This window comes from Enterobacter sp. JBIWA005 (genome assembly GCF_019968805.1).
Lineage (GTDB): Bacteria > Pseudomonadota > Gammaproteobacteria > Enterobacterales > Enterobacteriaceae > Enterobacter > Enterobacter vonholyi.
This window is the reverse complement of the sequence record NZ_CP074159.1, coordinates 4,627,223-4,650,246: the sequence shown is the minus strand read 5'-3', so window position 1 is coordinate 4,650,246 and position 23,024 is coordinate 4,627,223. Positions and strand designations below refer to the sequence as shown.

At 52.8% G+C, this 23,024-nt stretch carries 15 protein-coding genes, 1 tRNA gene and 3 rRNA genes; 11 read left to right on the top strand and 8 right to left on the bottom strand.

Annotated elements, in window-relative coordinates:
* Positions 1 to 361 precede the first annotated feature (361 nt).
* From KGP22_RS22115 to rrf, 4 genes are all read left to right on the top strand, one after another.
* Positions 362 to 1,901, top strand: a 16S ribosomal RNA gene (locus KGP22_RS22115).
* 85 nt (positions 1,902 to 1,986) lie between these two features.
* Positions 1,987 to 2,062: transfer RNA gene (locus KGP22_RS22110), tRNA-Glu, on the top strand.
* A 182-nt stretch (positions 2,063 to 2,244) separates the two neighbouring features.
* A 23S ribosomal RNA gene (locus KGP22_RS22105) occupies positions 2,245 to 5,150 on the top strand.
* 72 nt (positions 5,151 to 5,222) lie between these two features.
* Positions 5,223 to 5,338, top strand: a 5S ribosomal RNA gene (rrf, locus tag KGP22_RS22100).
* The 16S, 23S and 5S rRNA genes sit together here with 1 tRNA gene alongside, the layout of an rRNA operon.
* A gap of 100 nt (positions 5,339 to 5,438) precedes the next feature.
* Here rrf and mobB read toward each other — a convergent pair.
* Both mobB and mobA read right to left on the bottom strand, forming a co-directional pair.
* Positions 5,439 to 5,942 (bottom strand): molybdopterin-guanine dinucleotide biosynthesis protein MobB, encoded by a 504-nt coding sequence (gene mobB / locus KGP22_RS22095; protein WP_111963932.1) that lies wholly within the window; start codon positions 5,940 to 5,942, stop codon positions 5,439 to 5,441.
* Positions 5,939 to 6,523: a molybdenum cofactor guanylyltransferase MobA gene (mobA, locus tag KGP22_RS22090; protein WP_223580797.1), complete on the bottom strand. Its 585-nt coding sequence runs from the start codon at positions 6,521 to 6,523 to the stop codon at positions 5,939 to 5,941. Before mobA ends, mobB begins: the two co-directional genes overlap by 4 nt.
* 68 nt (positions 6,524 to 6,591) lie before the next feature.
* On the opposite strand from mobA, the gene KGP22_RS22085 reads away from it, so the two are divergent.
* The 3 genes from KGP22_RS22085 to dsbA all read left to right on the top strand — a co-directional run bounded on the left by KGP22_RS22085 (position 6,592) and on the right by dsbA (position 8,573).
* Positions 6,592 to 6,861, top strand: coding sequence for a YihD family protein (locus KGP22_RS22085; protein WP_008501866.1), 270 nt, complete (start codon positions 6,592 to 6,594; stop codon positions 6,859 to 6,861).
* A 75-nt stretch (positions 6,862 to 6,936) separates the two neighbouring features.
* Entirely contained in the window at positions 6,937 to 7,923 is a 987-nt protein-coding gene (locus KGP22_RS22080; RefSeq protein WP_111963934.1) for a serine/threonine protein kinase, read from the top strand.
* A gap of 26 nt (positions 7,924 to 7,949) precedes the next feature.
* Positions 7,950 to 8,573 carry a thiol:disulfide interchange protein DsbA gene (gene dsbA / locus KGP22_RS22075; protein ID WP_045285687.1) on the top strand — a complete coding sequence of 208 codons (624 nt, stop codon included), beginning with the start codon at positions 7,950 to 7,952 and terminating at the stop codon, positions 8,571 to 8,573.
* A gap of 23 nt (positions 8,574 to 8,596) precedes the next feature.
* Here the strand turns inward: dsbA and KGP22_RS22070 are convergent, their stop codons facing one another.
* Complete coding sequence (locus KGP22_RS22070; RefSeq protein WP_111963936.1) at positions 8,597 to 9,505, bottom strand: acyltransferase; 909 nt, start codon at positions 9,503 to 9,505, stop codon at positions 8,597 to 8,599.
* Positions 9,506 to 9,945: 440 nt separating this feature from the next.
* Here KGP22_RS22070 and polA point away from each other — a divergent pair, with 440 nt between their 5' ends.
* Entirely contained in the window at positions 9,946 to 12,738 is a 2,793-nt protein-coding gene (polA, locus tag KGP22_RS22065; RefSeq protein WP_223580795.1) for a DNA polymerase I, read from the top strand.
* Between the two features lie 311 nt (positions 12,739 to 13,049).
* Here polA and yihA read toward each other — a convergent pair whose 3' ends face one another.
* A complete protein-coding gene (gene yihA / locus KGP22_RS22060; protein WP_111963937.1) occupies positions 13,050 to 13,679 on the bottom strand; it encodes a ribosome biogenesis GTP-binding protein YihA/YsxC in 630 nt (209 codons plus the stop codon).
* A gap of 578 nt (positions 13,680 to 14,257) precedes the next feature.
* Here yihA and yihI point away from each other — a divergent pair.
* Positions 14,258 to 14,773 (top strand): Der GTPase-activating protein YihI, encoded by a 516-nt coding sequence (yihI, locus tag KGP22_RS22055; RefSeq protein WP_032644299.1) that lies wholly within the window; start codon positions 14,258 to 14,260, stop codon positions 14,771 to 14,773.
* A 188-nt stretch (positions 14,774 to 14,961) separates the two neighbouring features.
* A complete protein-coding gene (gene hemN / locus KGP22_RS22050; protein WP_223580793.1) occupies positions 14,962 to 16,335 on the top strand; it encodes an oxygen-independent coproporphyrinogen III oxidase in 1,374 nt (457 codons plus the stop codon).
* Between the two features lie 100 nt (positions 16,336 to 16,435).
* On the opposite strand, the gene KGP22_RS22045 is transcribed toward hemN, so the two are convergent.
* The 4 genes from KGP22_RS22045 to glnA all read right to left on the bottom strand — a co-directional run bounded on the left by KGP22_RS22045 (position 16,436) and on the right by glnA (position 20,711).
* A complete protein-coding gene (locus KGP22_RS22045) occupies positions 16,436 to 16,546 on the bottom strand; it encodes a YshB family small membrane protein (protein WP_136196048.1) in 111 nt (36 codons plus the stop codon).
* 111 nt (positions 16,547 to 16,657) lie between these two features.
* On the bottom strand, positions 16,658 to 18,070 hold the full coding sequence (gene glnG, locus KGP22_RS22040) for a nitrogen regulation protein NR(I) (protein WP_008501858.1): 1,413 nt from the start codon (positions 18,068 to 18,070) through the stop codon (positions 16,658 to 16,660).
* Between the two features lie 11 nt (positions 18,071 to 18,081).
* The gene (gene glnL / locus KGP22_RS22035) at positions 18,082 to 19,131 is read right to left on the bottom strand and encodes a nitrogen regulation protein NR(II) (RefSeq protein WP_008501857.1); all 1,050 of its coding nucleotides are present in this window, start codon (positions 19,129 to 19,131) and stop codon (positions 18,082 to 18,084) included.
* Positions 19,132 to 19,301: 170 nt separating this feature from the next.
* Positions 19,302 to 20,711 (bottom strand): glutamate--ammonia ligase, encoded by a 1,410-nt coding sequence (gene glnA, locus KGP22_RS22030; protein WP_008501856.1) that lies wholly within the window; start codon positions 20,709 to 20,711, stop codon positions 19,302 to 19,304.
* A gap of 375 nt (positions 20,712 to 21,086) precedes the next feature.
* Between glnA and typA the strand changes: the two genes are divergently transcribed.
* Complete coding sequence (gene typA, locus KGP22_RS22025) at positions 21,087 to 22,910, top strand: ribosome-dependent GTPase TypA (RefSeq protein WP_008501854.1); 1,824 nt, start codon at positions 21,087 to 21,089, stop codon at positions 22,908 to 22,910.
* Positions 22,911 to 23,024: the final 114 nt, after the last annotated feature.

Below are 23,024 nucleotides of genomic sequence, written 5' to 3'. Positions count from 1 at the left end.
ATTTCACCTCTGGTGGTGAAAAAAAACGCGGATGAAAACTTTTTTTAAATTTCCTCTTGTCACGTCGGAATAACTCCCTATAATGCGCCTCCACTGACACGGAACAACGGCACACACGCCGCCAGGTCAGCAGAGAACAGCGTAAATAAACGCTTGACTCTGAAGCGGGAAAGCGTAATATGCACACCCCGCGCCGCTGCGAAAAGCGAAGCGGCACTGCTCTTTAACAATTTATCAGACAATCTGTGTGGGCACTCAAAGTGACATGGATTCTTAACGTCGCAAGACGAAAAATGAATACCAAGTCTCTGAGTGAACATGCGTAATTCATTACGAAGTTTAATTCACGAGCATCAAACTTAAATTGAAGAGTTTGATCATGGCTCAGATTGAACGCTGGCGGCAGGCCTAACACATGCAAGTCGAGCGGTAACACAGAGAGCTTGCTCTCGGGTGACGAGCGGCGGACGGGTGAGTAATGTCTGGGAAACTGCCTGATGGAGGGGGATAACTACTGGAAACGGTAGCTAATACCGCATAACGTCGCAAGACCAAAGAGGGGGACCTTCGGGCCTCTTGCCATCAGATGTGCCCAGATGGGATTAGCTAGTAGGTGGGGTAACGGCTCACCTAGGCGACGATCCCTAGCTGGTCTGAGAGGATGACCAGCCACACTGGAACTGAGACACGGTCCAGACTCCTACGGGAGGCAGCAGTGGGGAATATTGCACAATGGGCGCAAGCCTGATGCAGCCATGCCGCGTGTATGAAGAAGGCCTTCGGGTTGTAAAGTACTTTCAGCGGGGAGGAAGGCGTTGTGGTTAATAACCACAGCGATTGACGTTACCCGCAGAAGAAGCACCGGCTAACTCCGTGCCAGCAGCCGCGGTAATACGGAGGGTGCAAGCGTTAATCGGAATTACTGGGCGTAAAGCGCACGCAGGCGGTCTGTCAAGTCGGATGTGAAATCCCCGGGCTCAACCTGGGAACTGCATTCGAAACTGGCAGGCTAGAGTCTTGTAGAGGGGGGTAGAATTCCAGGTGTAGCGGTGAAATGCGTAGAGATCTGGAGGAATACCGGTGGCGAAGGCGGCCCCCTGGACAAAGACTGACGCTCAGGTGCGAAAGCGTGGGGAGCAAACAGGATTAGATACCCTGGTAGTCCACGCCGTAAACGATGTCGACTTGGAGGTTGTGCCCTTGAGGCGTGGCTTCCGGAGCTAACGCGTTAAGTCGACCGCCTGGGGAGTACGGCCGCAAGGTTAAAACTCAAATGAATTGACGGGGGCCCGCACAAGCGGTGGAGCATGTGGTTTAATTCGATGCAACGCGAAGAACCTTACCTACTCTTGACATCCAGAGAACTTTCCAGAGATGGATTGGTGCCTTCGGGAACTCTGAGACAGGTGCTGCATGGCTGTCGTCAGCTCGTGTTGTGAAATGTTGGGTTAAGTCCCGCAACGAGCGCAACCCTTATCCTTTGTTGCCAGCGGTTAGGCCGGGAACTCAAAGGAGACTGCCAGTGATAAACTGGAGGAAGGTGGGGATGACGTCAAGTCATCATGGCCCTTACGAGTAGGGCTACACACGTGCTACAATGGCGCATACAAAGAGAAGCGACCTCGCGAGAGCAAGCGGACCTCATAAAGTGCGTCGTAGTCCGGATTGGAGTCTGCAACTCGACTCCATGAAGTCGGAATCGCTAGTAATCGTAGATCAGAATGCTACGGTGAATACGTTCCCGGGCCTTGTACACACCGCCCGTCACACCATGGGAGTGGGTTGCAAAAGAAGTAGGTAGCTTAACCTTCGGGAGGGCGCTTACCACTTTGTGATTCATGACTGGGGTGAAGTCGTAACAAGGTAACCGTAGGGGAACCTGCGGTTGGATCACCTCCTTACCTTAAAGAACCTGCCTTTGCAGTGCTCACACAGATTGTCTGATGAAAAGTAAATAGCAAGGCGTCTTGCGATTGAGACTTCAGTGTCCCCTTCGTCTAGAGGCCCAGGACACCGCCCTTTCACGGCGGTAACAGGGGTTCGAATCCCCTAGGGGACGCCACTTGCTGGTTCGTGAGTGAAAGTCACCTGCCGTCATATCTCAAAACTGACTTGCGAGTCACGTTTGAGATATTTGCTCTTTAAAAATCTGGATCAAGCTGAAAATTGAAACGACACATCTTAATGGTGTGTTCGAGTCTCTCAAATTTTCGCAATCAGAAGTGAAACATCTTCGGGTTGTGAGGTTAAGCGACTAAGCGTACACGGTGGATGCCCTGGCAGTCAGAGGCGATGAAGGACGTGCTAATCTGCGAAAAGCGCCGGCGAGGTGATATGAACCTTTGACCCGGCGATGTCCGAATGGGGAAACCCAGTGCAATTCGTTGCACTATCGTTAACTGAATACATAGGTTAACGAGGCGAACCGGGGGAACTGAAACATCTAAGTACCCCGAGGAAAAGAAATCAACCGAGATTCCCCCAGTAGCGGCGAGCGAACGGGGAGCAGCCCAGAGTCTGAATCAGCTTGTGTGTTAGTGGAAGCGTCTGGAAAGTCGCACGGTACAGGGTGACAGTCCCGTACACGAAAGCACACAGGCTGTGAACTCGAAGAGTAGGGCGGGACACGTGGTATCCTGTCTGAATATGGGGGGACCATCCTCCAAGGCTAAATACTCCTGACTGACCGATAGTGAACCAGTACCGTGAGGGAAAGGCGAAAAGAACCCCGGCGAGGGGAGTGAAAAAGAACCTGAAACCGTGTACGTACAAGCAGTGGGAGCACCTTCGTGGTGTGACTGCGTACCTTTTGTATAATGGGTCAGCGACTTATATTCTGTAGCAAGGTTAACCGTATAGGGGAGCCGAAGGGAAACCGAGTCTTAACTGGGCGTTAAGTTGCAGGGTATAGACCCGAAACCCGGTGATCTAGCCATGGGCAGGTTGAAGGTTGGGTAACACTAACTGGAGGACCGAACCGACTAATGTTGAAAAATTAGCGGATGACTTGTGGCTGGGGGTGAAAGGCCAATCAAACCGGGAGATAGCTGGTTCTCCCCGAAAGCTATTTAGGTAGCGCCTCGTGAACTCATCTTCGGGGGTAGAGCACTGTTTCGGCTAGGGGGCCATCCCGGCTTACCAACCCGATGCAAACTACGAATACCGAAGAATGTTATCACGGGAGACACACGGCGGGTGCTAACGTCCGTCGTGAAGAGGGAAACAACCCAGACCGCCAGCTAAGGTCCCAAAGTCATGGTTAAGTGGGAAACGATGTGGGAAGGCACAGACAGCCAGGATGTTGGCTTAGAAGCAGCCATCATTTAAAGAAAGCGTAATAGCTCACTGGTCGAGTCGGCCTGCGCGGAAGATGTAACGGGGCTAAACCATGCACCGAAGCTGCGGCAGCGACGCTTATGCGTTGTTGGGTAGGGGAGCGTTCTGTAAGCCGTTGAAGGTGTGCTGTGAGGCATGCTGGAGGTATCAGAAGTGCGAATGCTGACATAAGTAACGATAAAGCGGGTGAAAAGCCCGCTCGCCGGAAGACCAAGGGTTCCTGTCCAACGTTAATCGGGGCAGGGTGAGTCGACCCCTAAGGCGAGGCCGAAAGGCGTAGTCGATGGGAAACAGGTTAATATTCCTGTACTTGGTGTTACTGCGAAGGGGGGACGGAGAAGGCTATGTTAGCCGGGCGACGGTTGTCCCGGTTTAAGCATGTAGGCGGAACGATTAGGTAAATCCGGTCGTTTTTTAACGCTGAGGTGTGATGACGAGGCACTACGGTGCTGAAGTAACAAATGCCCTGCTTCCAGGAAAAGCCTCTAAGCATCAGGTAACATCAAATCGTACCCCAAACCGACACAGGTGGTCAGGTAGAGAATACCAAGGCGCTTGAGAGAACTCGGGTGAAGGAACTAGGCAAAATGGTGCCGTAACTTCGGGAGAAGGCACGCTGATATGTAGGTGAAGCCCCTGCGGGTGGAGCTGAAATCAGTCGAAGATACCAGCTGGCTGCAACTGTTTATTAAAAACACAGCACTGTGCAAACACGAAAGTGGACGTATACGGTGTGACGCCTGCCCGGTGCCGGAAGGTTAATTGATGGGGTTAGCGGTAACGCGAAGCTCTTGATCGAAGCCCCGGTAAACGGCGGCCGTAACTATAACGGTCCTAAGGTAGCGAAATTCCTTGTCGGGTAAGTTCCGACCTGCACGAATGGCGTAATGATGGCCAGGCTGTCTCCACCCGAGACTCAGTGAAATTGAACTCGCTGTGAAGATGCAGTGTACCCGCGGCAAGACGGAAAGACCCCGTGAACCTTTACTATAGCTTGACACTGAACACTGGTCCTTGATGTGTAGGATAGGTGGGAGGCTTTGAAGCGTGGACGCCAGTCTGCGTGGAGCCGTCCTTGAAATACCACCCTTTAATGGCTGGTGTTCTAACGTAGACCCGTGATCCGGGTTGCGGACAGTGTCTGGTGGGTAGTTTGACTGGGGCGGTCTCCTCCCAAAGAGTAACGGAGGAGCACGAAGGTTAGCTAATCCTGGTCGGACATCAGGAGGTTAGTGCAATGGCATAAGCTAGCTTGACTGCGAGAGTGACGGCTCGAGCAGGTGCGAAAGCAGGTCATAGTGATCCGGTGGTTCTGAATGGAAGGGCCATCGCTCAACGGATAAAAGGTACTCCGGGGATAACAGGCTGATACCGCCCAAGAGTTCATATCGACGGCGGTGTTTGGCACCTCGATGTCGGCTCATCACATCCTGGGGCTGAAGTAGGTCCCAAGGGTATGGCTGTTCGCCATTTAAAGTGGTACGCGAGCTGGGTTTAGAACGTCGTGAGACAGTTCGGTCCCTATCTGCCGTGGGCGCTGGAGAATTGAGGGGGGCTGCTCCTAGTACGAGAGGACCGGAGTGGACGCATCACTGGTGTTCGGGTTGTCATGCCAATGGCACTGCCCGGTAGCTAAATGCGGAAAAGATAAGTGCTGAAAGCATCTAAGCACGAAACTTGCCCCGAGATGAGTTCTCCCTGACCCTTTAAGGGTCCTGAAGGAACGTTGAAGACGACGACGTTGATAGGTCGGGTGTGTAAGCGCAGCGATGCGTTGAGCTAACCGATACTAATGAACCGTGAGGCTTAACCTTACAACGCCGAAGATGTTTTGGCGAAGAGACAAAACAATCAATTTCAGCCTGATACAGATTTAACAGAATTTGCCTGGCGGCTTTAGCGCGGTGGTCCCACCTGACCCCATGCCGAACTCAGAAGTGAAACGCCGTAGCGCCGATGGTAGTGTGGGGTCTCCCCATGTGAGAGTAGGGAACTGCCAGGCATCAAACAAGTGAAGAGGCCATCCGGAAGGATGGCCTTTTTGCGTTTATGGGTCAAAAAACGGTAGGCCGGATAAGGCGAAGCCGCTACCCGGCAAGTCGTCAGATCGCACTCCACTCCATAATAAACTCCGCAATCCCATCCACATCATTTAAATCCAGTACCGGAACTTCAAGTGGCAATACAACATCACTGACCACCGCAATGACATGCTCATCAAGCGTTAACTCGCTGATGTCATGCCCGGCATCGCTTCTGAATAGCAGGATCTTAGGCACGGCCTCATGCTTAAATCCCTCAATCAGCACCAGATCCAGGGTGGAGTGATCCATCCTACTGACAAGATAAGCGAGATCCAGCGGCGCCTCGTCCGGCGTTTCTGCCATTAACGCCCAGCGTTGAGAACTTGCCACCATCGTTTGCGCTGCACCCGCTTTACGCAGCTCAAAGCTGTCTTTTCCCGGTTTATCGACATCCATATTATGGTGCGTATGCTTAATCAATCCTGGACGAATACCTCTGGCACATAGCGCAGGAATGAGCTTTTTCAGGAGCGTGGTTTTCCCGGTCCCACTCCATGCGGAAATGGCTAAAATAGGTATCATTTTTTCTCCTGCATCATCTGCAAATCTTCATGCGTATTCACGTTCACAAACGCTGATTTTAAATCGCTAAAATCAACGGAATGGCCGCCAGACTCACGCATGAAGACCATTACCCTGCGCTCTCCCCCAGCCAGATAGCTCTGCAGAGCAAGCGCTAGCGATCGGTGCATTAATGCGATAGCAGGATGGTCACGCTCGCCGTCATGTACCCAAACCACAGGAGCTGTACCGCGAAGCTGTAATAAACGCTCGGCAAGACAGGACGGAATAAACGGGGTATCGCAGGGGCAGAAGATAAACCACTCTCCTTGAGACTGTTGTATGACCGAAAGCATACCGGCCAGCGGTCCTGGGTAATCCTCAACGATATCCTGGTAGACGGCGTACCCGCTGCTTCGGTAAGTGTCGATATGCCGGTTAGCGCTGATGGCCATTGTCGACACCTGGCCTGAGAGCGTATCGGCGACATGCTGCCATAAGGGTTTTCCATTAAGAAGCTGAAGCCCCTTATCTTTTCCGCCCATTCGCGTTGCTCTGCCGCCTGCCAGAACGACCCCGATGATTTCCTGGCTAAGATTCACGAATATCGCCTCTTTTATTGTGGGATTGACCCTGCTAACGTGTCACTCTAAATGAAAGGAGCACCACCATGAAATGTAAACGTCTGAATGAAGTTATTGAACTCCTACAGCCCGCCTGGCAAAAAGAGCCAGAGCTAAATCTGATGCAATTTTTACAGAAACTGGCGAAAGAGTCAGGTTTTGACGGCGATCTGGCTGACCTTTCTGACGACATCCTGATCTACCACCTTAAAATGCGCGACTCTGCCAAAGATGCTGTTATTCCTGGTATTCAGAAAGATTATGAGGAAGATTTTAAGACCGCATTATTGCGCGCACGAGGCGTAATTAAAGAGTAAAAGCTTGTAAGCGGCGGCACCGAAATCGCCACAAGATGATATCCTGAATCATTCGTATAATTTCCGGATGATCGGATGAACGACCAGGCTTTTACTTTCCAGACATTACACCCGGACACCATTATGGATGCCCTGTTTGAACAGGGTATTCGGGTGGATTCCGGGCTAACACCGTTAAACAGCTACGAAAACCGCGTCTATCAATTTCAGGACGAGGATCGTCAGCGATTCGTTGTAAAGTTCTATCGTCCTGAACGCTGGTCCGCAGAACAAATTCAGGAAGAGCATCAGTTTGCTCACGATCTGCTGGATGACGATGTTCCCGTTGCCGCACCGCTAAAATTCAATAACCAAACGCTCCTCACGCACGAAGGGTTTTACTACGCTGTATTCCCGAGCCTGGGGGGGCGCCAGTTTGAAGCGGATAATATCGATCAGATGGAGTGGGTTGCCCGCTATCTTGGGCGTATACACCAGACGGGACGCAAAAAAGCCTTTATTGCCCGCCCGACTATCGGGATTCAGGAATACCTTCTTGAACCGCGCCAAGTATTCGAAACGTCTGCAATGATCCCCGCAGCGCTAAAGGATGATTTCCTCAACGCCACCGATAAGCTTATTGCTGCAGTGAAAACCTGCTGGCGCGATGATATTTCCGTCCTGCGCCTGCATGGCGATTGTCACGCCGGGAATATTCTCTGGCGTGACGGCCCGCTCTTTGTCGATCTCGACGATGCGCGCATGGGGGCAGCGGTTCAGGACCTGTGGATGCTGCTCAATGGCGATAAAGCCGAGCAGCGCATGCAGCTTGAAACCATTATTGAAGCTTATGAAGAATTTAGCCCGTTTAATTCAGACGAAATTGCCCTGATTGAGCCTTTACGTGCGATGCGTTTTGTTTATTATCTCGCATGGTTAATCAGGCGTTGGGACGATCCGGCATTTCCTCGCAATTTCCCGTGGCTTACCGGAGAGGATTACTGGCGTAGCCAGATATCTACATTTACTGAGCAGGTTAGGGTTCTTCAGGAGCCCCCTCTGCAATTAACGCCGATGTATTAATGGACACACCCAGGAGAGAGTTAATCATGAAAAAAATTTGGCTGGCGCTGGCAGGTATGATTCTGGCATTTAGCGCTTCTGCTGCGCAGTTTACCGACGGCAAACAGTACATCACGCTGGACAAGCCGGTCGCTGGCGAGCCACAGGTTCTGGAGTTCTTCTCGTTCTATTGCCCACACTGCTATCAGTTCGAGCAGGTGCTGCATGTTTCTGACAACGTGAAGAAAAAGCTGCCGGAAGGCACAAAAATGACCAAGTACCACGTCGAGTTCCTGGGCCCATTGGGTAAAGACCTGACTCAGGCATGGGCGGTGGCGATGGCACTGGGCGTGGAAGATAAGATCACTTCGCCAATGTTTGAAGCCGTACAGAAAACACAGACCGTTCAGACCACTGCGGATATCCGTAAAGTGTTCGTTGATGCCGGCGTGAAAGGTGAAGAGTATGATGCCGCGTGGAACAGCTTCGTGGTGAAATCACTGGTTGCCCAGCAGGAAAAAGCGGCTGCTGACCTCCAGCTTCAGGGCGTTCCGGCGATGTTTGTTAACGGCAAATATCAGCTGAACATGCAGGGCATGGACACCAGCAGCATGGATATCTTCGTACAGCAGTATGCTGATACCGTGAAATACCTGGTTGAGAAGAAGTAATTTCACTGATGTAAAAACGCCGGTCACTGACCGGCGTTTTTGTATGAAGATTTAATCCTGCCTATCTGTTCGTCTTTCTCTTTCCAGAGCGTATTAAGCCACTGCTGGAAACGACGTTTGAAATTCTTGTCGTTTACGTAATCACCGTGCAGTTCAGCGTCAATCGGAACCAGGTCGACATGCACGACAATGCGCGTCAGTTTGCCGCTGAGCATATCGAAGAATGGCGTCCTGTCGTTTTCCGGATAGCAGAGCGTGACGTTAAGAAGTTTATCGAACTGTGCTCCCAGCACGTTAAGCGCCATCGCAATCCCCGCTGCCTTTGGCGGCAACAGATGCTGATAAGGAGAGCGAGTTTGCTGGCGCTTCTCTTCCGTAAACCGGGAACCTTCAACAAAGTTCACGATAGTCGTTGGATGCGCGCGAAACTTTTCGCAGGAACGGCGCGTGGTCTCCACATCTTTGCCGCGACGCTCGGGATGACGAATCAAATAGCTGCGCGAATAGCGTTTCATAAAGGGCATATCTAGCGCCCAGCAGGCCAGCCCAATAAAAGGCACCCAGGCGAGCTGCTGTTTCAGAAAGTATTTGTTCATCGGGATGTGTTTGCGAAAAAGCACGCATAACACCACGATGTCCGCCCAGCTGTGGTGATTGCAGATCAGCAGGTACCAGTTCTTCTTGTTAAGACTCTCCAGTCCTTTGATATCCCACTTCAGATGCGGGTTCAGGCACAGCAGGATCGCCAGCCCTTCGCACCAGCAGTACATCATGAAATTACAAAATGCGGACACGGCTCGCCACACCATGGGGACAGGCAGCAGCAGTTTAATGATCCCGGCTACGATGATCGGCACAGAACATGCGACAGTCACCAGAATAGTTAAAATGATGCTTAACAGTAATGTTATTGCAGCGAGCAATCTCGACATGATGAGCTTTTTCAGGTAGTTAGCTGTAAGTTAGCGGCCGGCTATTCGACGCTGGGCGCTGATTTTACCAGAAAACGGACAAATTAATGGCGCTTTCATGTGATGATTTGGCCGCTTTTACCCTGTCGTAGACGATTTCACTGTGATTCCGCGCTTATCAAGGCTTATATCCACATAGACTAAATTGCCATCAGTTGGCCATATAGATAAGATCTAATGCCATAACATCATGATAATTAAGATCTAAAAAATAACTCATATGTGTATTTTGTGTCTGTTATTCATATGAAGTGAAAATATGCACAAACTTATCCACAGTTTGAATTTTGCGAGCGATCCTCACGATCGCAAAATCTTTTCCTGTATCAGGCGCTAATAACTGATGTTTTCATCCTTCTGTGGCATCCTTTACCCATAAATTGATTAAAGGCACGGACATTATGGTTCAGATCCCAGAAAACCCTCTTATTCTCGTCGATGGCTCTTCTTACCTGTATCGGGCATACCATGCGTTTCCTCCTCTGACCAATAGCGCAGGGGAACCCACCGGCGCAATGTACGGCGTGCTGAACATGCTGCGCAGCCTGATCCTTCAGTACCAGCCAACCCATGCGGCTGTGGTCTTTGATGCGAAAGGCAAAACGTTCCGCGATGAGCTGTTTGAGCATTACAAATCTCACCGTCCGCCAATGCCTGACGATCTGCGTGCGCAGATTGAACCGCTGCACACCATGGTAAGAGCGATGGGGCTGCCGCTGCTGGCCGTCTCTGGCGTTGAAGCCGATGACGTCATCGGTACGCTGGCGCGTGAAGCAGAAAAGATGGGTCGTCCTGTACTGATCAGCACCGGTGATAAAGATATGGCGCAGCTGGTGACGCCAGGTATCACCCTGATTAACACCATGACCAACACCATTCTGGGGCCTGAAGAGGTTGTCACTAAGTATGGGGTGCCGCCTGAGCTGATTATCGACTTCCTCGCGTTGATGGGCGACTCCTCGGATAACATCCCGGGTGTCCCTGGCGTTGGTGAGAAAACCGCGCAGGCGCTGCTTCTGGGGCTGGGCGGGCTGGATAAGCTCTACGCGGAATCAGACAAAATAGCCGGCCTATCCTTCCGTGGCGCAAAAACCATGGCCGGAAAACTGGAAGAGAACAAAGAGGTGGCTTATCTCTCCTATAAGCTGGCTACAATCAAAACCGATGTCGAACTGGAGCTGGGCTGTGAGCAGCTTGAGGTGCAACAGCCTTCTGCTGACGATCTGCTGAGCCTGTTTAAGAAATACGAATTCAAGCGCTGGATCACTGACGTGGAAGCCGGTAAATGGCTACAGGCAAAAGGGGCCAAACCTACTGCAAAGCCGAAGGAGACGATTGTTGTTGAAGCAGAAGATCAGGCTGAAGAAGAAGCCGTGGCGCTTTCATTCGACAACTACGAAACCATTCTTGAAGAGTTACAGCTGATCGCCTGGATCGAGAAACTGAAAAAGGCGCCGGTCTTTGCCTTTGATACCGAAACTGACAGTCTCGATAACATCTCTGCCAATATGGTTGGCCTGTCATTTGCGACAGAGCCGGGTATTGCAGCCTACGTTCCTGTGGCGCACGATTACCTGGATGCGCCGGAGCAGATCTCCCGTGAACGCGTGCTTGAGCTGCTGAAGCCGATCCTGGAAGACGAAAAGGTGCTCAAGGTTGGGCAAAACCTCAAGTACGACCGCGGCATTCTGCAAAACTACGGCATTGAACTGCGTGGGATCGCCTTCGACACCATGCTCGAATCCTACATTCTGGACAGCGTCGCGGGCCGCCATGATATGGATTCCCTATCTGACCGCTGGCTCAAGCACAAAACCATCACCTTTGAAGAGATTGCCGGAAAAGGGAAAAATCAGCTCACCTTTAACCAGATTGCTCTTGAAGAGGCGGGTCGCTACGCGGCGGAAGATGCTGACGTCACGCTGCAGCTGCATCTGAAGATGTGGCCAAAACTGCAGAAGCACGAAGGTCCGCTGAACGTGTTCCAGCATATCGAGATGCCGCTGGTGCCCGTGCTATCCCGCATTGAACGCAACGGCGTGAAAATCGACCCAACGGTGCTGCATAACCACTCCGGGGAGCTGGCGCAGCGCCTGACCGAGCTTGAGCAAAAAGCGCATGAGCTTGCAGGCGAGCCGTTTAACCTCTCTTCACCGAAGCAGCTGCAAACCATTCTGTTTGAAAAGCAGGGCATCAAGCCGCTGAAGAAAACCCCTGGCGGCGCACCGTCAACCTCTGAAGAGGTGCTGGAAGAGCTGGCGCTGGATTACCCGCTGCCAAAAGTGATTCTGCAGTACCGTGGTCTCGCGAAGCTGAAGTCGACCTACACCGACAAGCTTCCGCTTATGATCAACCCGAAAACGGGTCGCGTGCACACGTCGTATCATCAGGCTGTCGCGGCGACCGGTCGTCTCTCGTCAACCGATCCCAACCTGCAGAACATCCCGGTACGTAACGAAGAGGGCCGTCGTATTCGCCAGGCTTTCATCGCACCAGAGGATTATCTGATTGTCTCTGCTGACTACTCGCAAATCGAACTGCGCATTATGGCGCATCTGTCCCGTGACAAAGGCCTGCTTACCGCGTTTGCCGAAGGGAAGGATATCCACCGGGCAACCGCGGCGGAAGTCTTCGGCTTGCCGCTGGACAGCGTGACCAACGAACAGCGCCGCAGTGCTAAGGCGATCAACTTCGGTCTGATCTACGGCATGAGCGCGTTCGGCCTTTCACGCCAGCTCAACATTCCACGTAAAGAGTCGCAGAAGTATATGGATCTCTACTTCGAGCGTTATCCGGGCGTGCTGGAATATATGGAACGCACACGCGCGCAGGCGAAGGAAAAAGGTTACGTCGAAACCCTGGATGGCCGCCGTCTCTACCTACCGGACATCAAATCCAGCAACGCGGCGCGCCGCGCTGGCGCAGAGCGTGCGGCGATCAACGCCCCGATGCAGGGTACCGCGGCGGATATTATTAAGCGTGCAATGATCGCCGTTGATGCCTGGCTGGAAGAAGAGAAGCCTCGCGTGAAAATGATCATGCAGGTACACGATGAACTGGTATTTGAAGTGCACAAGGACGACCTCGACGCCGTGTCGAAGAAGATCCACGAACTGATGGAAAACAGCATGACGCTTGATGTGCCGTTGCTGGTGGAAGTGGGAAGTGGTGAAAACTGGGATCAGGCTCACTAACGATTCTTCGCATAACGCGCTATTTATGTAAGTTTGCAACATTAGAACGCGCGTTTTGTGACGATCATTAGAATTCCCTATGTAAAGAATGAAAAAAAACTACAAAAAGTGCTTTTTCTGCAGCACAAAAAGGGGTAGAGTTATCGGCGTAGGGTACAGAGGTAAGATGTTCTATCTTTCAGACCTTTTACTTCACGTAATCGGATTTGGCTGAATATTTTAGCCGCCCCAGTCAGTAATGACTGGGGCGTTTTTTATTGCGGCAAAGAAATGTTCAGGCAAAAAAAGCGCGGACATTGCCGCGCCCGGTATTACTCTTCTTCCGCTTCCTTCGCGGGTTCCAGCTCGCTAAACCAGGTATCGAGTTTCTGACGCAACTTGTCCACGCCCTGCTTTTTCAGCGAGGAGAACGGCTCAACCTGTACATCACCGTTGAACGCCAGCACCGCTTCGCGAACCATATTCACCTGCGCTTTACGCGCGCCGCTCGCCAGCTTATCGGCTTTCGTCAGCAGCACCAGTACGGCGATATCGCTTGCTACAGCCCAGTCGATCATCTGCTGATCGAGATCTTTTAGCGGGTGACGAATATCCATCAGCACCACCAGACCTTTCAGGCACAGACGTTTTTCCAGGTATTCACCCAGCGCACGCTGCCACTTGATTTTCATCTCTTCCGGTACCTGCGCGTAACCGTAGCCCGGTAAGTCGACCAGGCGTTTGCCCTCTGCGACTTCAAACAGGTTGATCAGCTGGGTACGGCCAGGTGTTTTTGAGGTACGCGCCAGGCTCTTCTGATTGGTCAGCGTATTCAGGGCGCTGGATTTCCCCGCATTTGAGCGGCCAGCAAAGGCCACTTCAATACCGGTATCAGAAGGCAGGTGGCGAATATCGGGCGCACTAGTGACAAAATGCGTCTGTTGGTAGTTCCAGGTAGTCACGTGGTCGTCTCCAAAATCGTAATCTGAAGGGGATTATACCCGAATGCAGGCAAAAGGCTTTTCTGATTGCTAATGACCTGTAGGCAAATGCCTCAGGCAGTGTGAGAGATCGGCCAGTAATGCCCTGGGATATTTCAGAGAATTCGCAGGCGTCAAAAAATCCAAACTGTTTTAAATCATAAGCTTATTTTCGGGTAATTGTCTGAAAATCCTTTTTTGTACCGTTTCGTTGCTTGTTAGTTTAACGGAACAAGGTAAAGTGTGCGTCAGGGCGAGGAAGCCAACAGGAAATCGACTTAAGGATTAGGGTCAGGAGCGCCAGGAGGCGAAGACGCAGGATTGTCAGGACGACCAGCGCCTGGAGGCGTTTTAAAAGGAAATGGAACCGTATCACGGACGGTATTAGCCAAGGGATAAACAGGGTTTGTTGTTGGCAAACATGGAATGTCTGACCCGCTAAGGGTTGTGAGTCAGGAAAAAAGGCGACAGATTGCTCTGTCGCCTTTTTTCTTTGCTTGCTTTCTGCTAGATTTCGCCGCAATTCTATACTGAAGAAAACGACTTAAAGATAAAACATCATGAAAAAACCAACCTCCGCTGCGGGCGCGAAACGCCCTGCAAAAGCACGCCGCAAAACGCGCGAAGAACTGAACCAGGAAGCGCGCGACCGCAAACGCGACAAAAAACATCGCGGTCATGCTGCGGGTAGCCGTGCCAACGGTGGTGGTGCAGCGGGCGCTTCTGCAAAAGGCAAGCAGCAGAAAGATCCTCGTATCGGCAGTAAAACTCCCATTCCACTGGGCGTGACAGACACCCCGGTCACTAAGCAGCACAAACCAAAGAGCGAGAAACCTATGCTTTCACCGCAGGCTGAGCTGGATTTGCTGGAGAACGATGAGCGCCTGGACGCGCTGCTGGAACGTCTTGAAGAGGGTGAAACCCTGACCGCTGAAGAGCAGTCATGGGTGGATGCCAAACTGGATCGTATTGATGAACTGATGCAGAAGCTGGGCCTGTCATACGACGATGACGAAGATGAAGAAGAAGACGAGAAGCAGGAAGATATGATGCGTCTTCTGAAGGGTGGAAACTAACATTTGCACCCGGCAGGCACGATAGTCCTGCTTATAACCCTTCCGGTTATATGTTATCTGGTGTGGTTATTCGTTAAACTACGGCGGTTGTCGCGGCGACAGAAGTGGCTGCGCACCCGAATGATGGCCCGCAATGGGGTCAGAACGGGCCGCCGTATACGAACGCGACACCAACGGAAGGAGTGAGCATGTCAGCATCAACTATCGACTGGGATTTGGCCCTAATCCAGAAATATAACTATTCCGGGCCGCGTTATACGTCATACCCCACCGCGCTGGAGTTCTCCGATGCCTTCGGAGAGCGTGATTTCCAGCAGGCTGTCGCGCGCTATCCTGAGCGTCCGCTGTCGCTCTACGTCCATATTCCGTTCTGCCACAAGCTTTGCTACTTCTGCGGCTGCAATAAAATCGTGACCCGCCAGCAGCATAAAGCCGACCAGTATCTTGATGCGCTCGAACAGGAAATTGTGCATCGCGCGCCGCTGTTTAAAGGCCGTCACGTGAGCCAGCTCCACTGGGGCGGCGGTACGCCAACCTATCTGAACAAAGCGCAAATAAGCCGCCTGATGGCGCCTCTGCGCAGCAATTTCAGTTTTAATGCTGACGCTGAGATCTCGATCGAAGTCGATCCGCGTGAAATTGAGCTGGATGTCCTGGATCATTTACGCGCAGAAGGATTCAACCGCCTGAGTATGGGCGTACAGGATTTCAATAAAGAGGTTCAGCATCTGGTGAACCGCGAGCAGGACGAAGAATTTATCTTTGCCTTACTCAACCACGCGCGTGAGATTGGTTTCACCTCGACCAATATTGACCTGATTTACGGCCTGCCAAAGCAAACGCCGGAAAGCTTCGCCTTCACGCTGAAGCGCGTGGCTGAACTTAACCCGGACCGCCTGAGCGTCTTTAACTATGCGCATCTGCCAACGCTCTTTGCCGCCCAGCGCAAAATCAAAGATGCCGATCTTCCTTCTGCCCAGCAGAAGCTGGATATCCTGCAGGAAACCATCACCTCGCTGACCGACACCGGCTATCAGTTTATCGGCATGGATCACTTTGCCCGTCCGGATGACGAGCTGGCCGTTGCTCAGCGCGAAGGGGTCCTGCACCGTAACTTCCAGGGATACACGACGCAGGGCGATACCGATTTACTGGGAATGGGTGTCTCCGCCATTAGCATGATTGGCGATTGCTACGCGCAGAACCAGAAAGAGCTGAAGCTGTATTACCAGCAGGTTGATGAGACCGGCAACGCGCTGTGGCGCGGCATTGCGTTAACGCGTGATGACTGTATCCGTCGCGATGTGATTAAGGCGCTTATCTGCAACTTCCGTCTCGATTTCAGCGATGTGGAAGCGCAGTGGGAACTGAACTTCAGCGATTATTTCGCGGAAGATCTGAAGCTTCTGGCGCCGCTGGCTAAAGACGGGCTGGTGGATGTGTCGGAGAGAGCGATAGAGGTCACCCCGAAAGGGCGTCTGTTGATCCGTAATATCTGCATGTGCTTTGACGCGTATCTGCGTCAGAAAGCGCGAATGCAGCAGTTCTCGCGAGTGATTTAAACTGTAATGCCGGGTGGCGGCTTCGCCTTACCCGGCCTACAAAAGTGCGAAATGTAGGCCGGGTAAGCGAAGCGTCACCCGGCTTTTCATCGCCAACTCGCTAGCTAAACAGCCCAACCAGCGCCGCGCACAACATAGCCGCAACGGCTGTTTGTGGCGTGTGGCTTTCAGCGGCTCCGCTAGAGAGCATATTCACGAATGTTTCCAGCATGATGTTCACCCCCAATTTCCGGGCACGATCATACAAAACTCATCGGAACAGTAAAGCGCAAAATAACGACGATTTGCGTTCAATTAATAACCTTTACACAGCGGCGTGAGATCATTCCATTCCCAGCTCTTTCAGCTTGCGCGTCAGGGTATTGCGACCCCATCCCAACAGGCGAGCGGCTTCCTGTTTGTGACCCTGCGTATGACGAAGCGCGGTGGTCAACAGCGTACGCTCCATCTCAGGCTGAGCCTCAGACAGCAGGTTTTGATGACCGGAACGCAGCGCGCGGTCGGCCCACTGCGCCAGCAGCGTCGCCCAGCTGTCCGGCAGCGCGTGTCCGCTACTGCTTTCCGGCGCGGTCGCCTCAAACAGCTCGGCCGGTAAATCCTGAATCAGCACTTCCTGACCGGCAGCCATCACGGTTAACCAGCGGCAGGTGTTTTCCAGCTGACGCACGTTGCCCGGCCACGCCAGACGCGTTAGAGCGGCATCGGTTTCAGGGTGAAGCTGCTTGGCTTCCACGCCCAGCTCGCGGGCAGCCACCTGCAGAAAATGACGCGCCAGGCGGGGAATATCTTCCCGACGTTCACGCAGCGGCGGCAGATGAACGCGGATGACGTTCAGACGGTGGAATAAATCCTCACGGAATTTTCCTTCCTGCACGCGTTGCTCCAGGTTCTGGTGGGTCGCGGCGATAATACGCACGTCCACTTTCACCGGCGCATAGCCGCCCACGCGATAAAACTGCCCGTCGGCCAGCACGCGCAGCAGGCGGGTCTGGACATCCAGCGGCATATCACCGATTTCATCCAGGAACAGCGTGCCGCCGTCAGCCTGTTCGAAGCGCCCCTGGCGAATGGTATTTGCGCCGGTAAATGCCCCTTTTTCATGGCCGAACAGTTCGGACTCAATTAAATCCTTCGGGATCGCCGCCATATTCAGGGCGATGAACGGCGCTTTTGCCCGCGGGCTATGGCGATGCAGTGCATGCGCCACAAGCTCTTTACCGGTGCCCGATTCGCCGTTAATCAAGACGCTGATGGACGAGCGGGACAGACGGCCAATAATGCGAAACACGTCCTGCATCGCCGGCGCTTCGCCAATGATGTCGGTGGTTGGCCCAAAATCGGGCGCGTGGCGTGGCTGTTGCTGCTCCTGATAATGGCTAATCGCGCGCTCAACCAGCGCCACCGCTTCGTCGATATCAAACGGTTTGGGCAGGTAATCGAACGCCCCTTGCTGATAGGCGCTCACTGCGGCATCCAGATCGGAGTGCGCGGTCATTATGATGACCGGTAGCATAGGGTGGCGTTGTTTGATCTGCTTTAACAGCGCCAGCCCGTCCATGCCCGGCATACGGATATCCGACAGCAGAACATCGGGCGTTTTAGTGGTGAGTGCGTCGAGCACTTCGCTGCCGCTCTCAAACGTCGTGCAGCTTAATCCTGCCCCTGTGAGCGCGCGTTCAAGCACCCAACGGATGGAGCTATCGTCATCGACTACCCAGACTATCCCTCGTTGCATAAACGTCACCTTTATTTTTTAATCGGCAGGAAAACCGAAAACTCGGTATGTCCCGGCCAACTGGTAAATTCAATTTTTCCAGAGTGTTGGTCGATCAAACTGCGGGCAATGGATAAGCCCAGGCCGGTTCCGCCTTCACGGCCGCTGACCATCGGGTAGAACAGGGTGTCCTGCAGATGCGATGGAATGCCGGGCCCGTTATCCTCAACGTCGATTCGGGCCGCAAGCCGGTAGCGCACGCCGTGTAACGTGAGCTGGAAGGCGGTGCGGGTGCGTAAAATAATCTCGCCGCCTTCAGGTCCCAGCGCCTGCAGGGCATTGCGCACAATGTTCAACAGGACCTGCTCAATCTGGTCCGGGTCATGGGCCAGTTCCGGCAGGCTTGGGTCGTAATCACGTACCAGCGTGACGTTCTCCGGCAGCTCCATTGAGACGAGCTTCACCACCCGCTCAGCCACTTTATGGATGCTTTCAGTGACGTGCATTCCCGGCTGCTGCGGACCGAGAAGACGGTCTACCAGATTCCGCAGACGGTCCGCCTGCTCAATGATGACGTTGGTATATTCCGCCAGCGCAGGGTCAGGCAGCGCCTTGGTCAGAAGCTGCGCCGCGCCGCGTAAACCACCCAGCGGGTTTTTGATTTCATGCGCCAGACCGCGCACGAGGTCACGGGCTGCAATCTGCTGCGCATGCTGAAGCTGCTCCTGGCTCAGTCGACGCTGATTATCCATCGGCGCCATTTCCAGCAGGATCAGGCCTTCGGGAAGACGTTGCGCGGTTAGCGACAGAATGTGCGAGCGCCCGTCGATCACCAGCGTCACTTCGTTATCGGTGAAACCCTGGCCTGCCTGTAAGCTTTCCTGCATCAAGCCAATATTCAGCGAAAAATAGCTCAGGAGTTCCGGAAGCGGGGTACCGAATAGTTTACGTGCGCTTTGGGCAAGCAGCTGCTGTGCCGCCGGGTTGGCGTAATGAACGGCCAGCTCGTCATCGACCAGCAAAATGCTGTTAATCAAAGAATTGAGGATCTGCCCAGCATCGGGCAGCGTGCCAGTTGCCATTCAGCAGTCTCCTAGAGTCGTTTGCACTAATTTAGTGCAGTATAGCGTTTTCGGCGTAAAAAGCGCGTGAGATCAGATTGTTGGTGGAGAAAAAAGCCCATCCGGAGATGGGCTAAAAGTTTCCACGGCAACTACTCCCGGCGCTTGTCACGCCGGGTAAAACAACTTAATTAAACGCTGTAATACAGTTCGAACTCAACCGGATGCGGAGTCATGCGCACGCGGTCGTTCTCTTCAGTGCGCAGTGCGATGTAAGCATCGATAGCGTCGTCAGTGAATACGCCACCTGCAGTCAGGAACTCACGGTCTGCGTCCAGCGCCTGCAGGGCTTCTTCCAGAGAGCCAGCAACCTGTGGGATCTCTTTCGCTTCTTCTGGCGGCAGGTCGTACAGGTTTTTGTCCATCGCTTCGCCCGGGTGGATCTTGTTCTTGATACCGTCCAGACCTGCCATCAGCAGTGCTGCGAAGCACAGGTATGGGTTAGCCGCTGGATCCGGGAAGCGTACTTCGATACGACGCGCTTTAGGAGACGCTACTACCGGGATACGGATAGAAGCAGAACGGTTACGTGCAGAGTAGGCCAGCATCACTGGCGCTTCGTAGCCCGGGACCAGACGCTTGTAGGAGTTGGTGGTTGGGTTCGCCAGGGCGTTGATCGCTTTAGCGTGTTTGATTACGCCGCCGATGTAATACAGCGCCTGCTCGGACAGGCCAGCATATTTGTCGCCAGAGAACAGGTTGGTACCGTTTTTGGACAGAGACATGTGGCAGTGCATACCGGAACCGTTATCGCCAAACATTGGTTTTGGCATGAAGGTCGCGGTTTTACCGAAACGGTGCGCAACGTTGTGCACAACGTATTTGTAGATCTGAATTTCGTCCGCTTTTTTGGTCATGGTGTTGAAGCGGGTTGCCACTTCGTTCTGACCAGCAGTCGCCACTTCGTGGTGGTGAGCTTCAACAACCAGGCCCATCTCTTCCATCACCAGACACATGGTGGAACGAATGTCCTGTGCAGAATCGACCGGAGGAACCGGGAAGTAACCACCTTTAACGCCAGGACGGTGACCTTTGTTACCACCTTCATATTTGGTGGAGGAGTTCCATGCACCTTCGATGTCGTCGATAGCAACGTGGGAGCCAGAAATAGAAGCACCGAAACGGATGTCATCGAACAGGAAGAACTCTGGCTCTGGCCCGAACAGAACGGTGTCTGCGATGCCGGTAGAACGCAGGTACTCTTCAGCGCGTTTAGCGATAGAACGCGGGTCGCGGTCGTAGCCCTGCAGCGTGCCTGGCTCGAGGATGTCGCAACGGATGATCAGGGTTGGTTCTTCGAAGAACGGATCAATGACCGCAGTGGTCGCATCTGGCATCAGAACCATGTCGGATTCGTTAATGCCTTTCCAGCCACCAATGGAGGAGCCGTCAAACATTTTGCCTTCTTCAAAGAATTCGGCGTTCACCTGATGAGCAGGGATTGTGACGTGCTGTTCTTTACCTTTGGTGTCGGTGAAGCGGAGATCAACAAACTTCACTTCATGTTCGTTCAGCATCGTCAAAACGTGTTCAGCGGACATACTTAACTCTCCAGATTGGTCATTGTCGTCGTGGTAACGAGGTCTTCAGTTTCTGTTTGTACTGGCTGTTGCCATGTATTTTTATAAAGCGAAATCTGTGCCAACTTTTAAATCACCCCAAAAAGGCGTTATCATGCGCACCATAGTGCAAAAGGGCTGCACCACGATGGATTTGTTGCACCAGTATAGTGCTTCAATGTGAACATTGAGCACCATATTGGTGCAATTTACGTTAAAGTGCCCTTTTTCGCTCCGTGAAAGCGATCACAAAGCATCTCTGCAATACTTGTTTGCGGAGGATGTTTGTGATCCTGTTTTGTAGTGCGATTAATCCGTGTACAATAACGCGCTATTTCTAATGCCTGAGGCAAAGTTGTGATCGAAAATTTGCGTAACATCGCCATCATCGCGCACGTTGACCATGGTAAAACTACCCTGGTTGATAAGCTGCTGCAGCAATCCGGTACGTTTGATGCGCGTGCCGAAACTCAAGAGCGTGTGATGGACTCCAACGATTTGGAGAAAGAGCGTGGGATTACCATCCTCGCGAAAAACACCGCGATTAAATGGAATGACTACCGTATCAACATCGTTGATACCCCAGGGCACGCCGACTTCGGTGGTGAAGTTGAGCGCGTGATGTCCATGGTGGATTCCGTGCTGCTGGTGGTTGACGCATTTGACGGCCCAATGCCGCAAACGCGCTTCGTGACCAAAAAAGCATTTGCCCATGGCCTGAAACCAATTGTTGTTATCAACAAGGTTGACCGTCCTGGCGCACGTCCTGACTGGGTTGTTGATCAGGTATTCGACCTGTTCGTTAACCTCGACGCGACCGACGAACAGCTGGACTTCCCTATCATTTACGCTTCGGCGCTGAATGGTATCGCGGGTCTGGATCACGAAGATATGGCGGAAGACATGACCCCGCTGTATCAGGCGATTGTCGATCACGTACCGGCACCGGATGTTGATCTGGATGGTCCACTGCAGATGCAGATCTCCCAGCTGGACTACAACAACTACGTTGGCGTCATCGGTATCGGCCGTATCAAACGCGGTAAAGTGAAGCCAAACCAGCAGGTTACTATCATCGATAGCGAAGGCAAAACCCGTAACGGTAAAGTTGGCAAAGTGCTGACTCACCTGGGTCTGGAGCGTATCGACAGCGATCTGGCTGAAGCGGGCGACATCATCGCTATCACCGGTCTGGGCGAGCTGAACATCTCTGACACCATCTGCGACCCGCAGAACGTGGAAGCGCTGCCAGCCCTGTCTGTTGATGAACCAACCGTTACCATGTTCTTCAACGTCAACACCTCTCCGTTCTGTGGTAAAGAAGGTAAGTTCGTTACCTCTCGTCAGATCCTTGACCGCCTGAACAAAGAGCTGGTGCACAACGTTGCGCTGCGTGTTGAAGAAACCGAAGACGCTGATGCATTCCGCGTTTCTGGTCGTGGTGAGCTGCACCTGTCTGTTCTGATCGAAAACATGCGTCGTGAAGGTTTCGAAATGGCGGTTTCCCGTCCGAAAGTTATCTTCCGCGAAATCGACGGCCGTAAACAAGAGCCGTTCGAAAACGTGACGCTGGACGTTGAAGAGCAGCACCAGGGTTCTGTGATGCAGGCGCTGGGTGAGCGTAAAGGCGACCTGAAAAACATGAATCCAGATGGCAAAGGCCGCGTACGTCTCGACTACGTGATCCCAAGCCGTGGCCTGATCGGCTTCCGTTCTGAGTTCATGACTATGACCTCTGGTACCGGTCTGCTGTACTCCACCTTCAGCCACTACGACGACGTGCGTCCGGGCGAAGTTGGCCAGCGTAACAACGGCGTGCTGATCTCCAACGGTCAGGGTAAAGCGGTTGCGTTTGCGCTGTTCGGTCTGCAGGATCGCGGTAAGCTGTTCCTGGGTCACGGTGCTGAAGTTTACGAAGGCCAGATCATCGGTATTCACAGCCGTTCTAACGACCTGACCGTAAACTGCCTGACCGGTAAGAAACTGACCAACATGCGTGCGTCCGGTACTGACGAAGCAACGGTTCTGGTTCCACCGATCAAGATGACCCTGGAGCAGGCTCTGGAATTCATCGATGACGACGAACTGGTAGAAGTGACTCCGCTGTCTATCCGTATCCGTAAACGTCACCTGACCGAGAACGATCGTAAACGTGCTATGCGCGGTGCGAAAGAAGAGTAATACGGTCAATCTATAGGTCGGGTAAGCGCATGTACCACCCGGCCGGTAAAAAGCCGCTGATCCCTCAGCGGCTTTTTTATTCGATGATCGCCAGAATTCTTCATTACCCGGGGG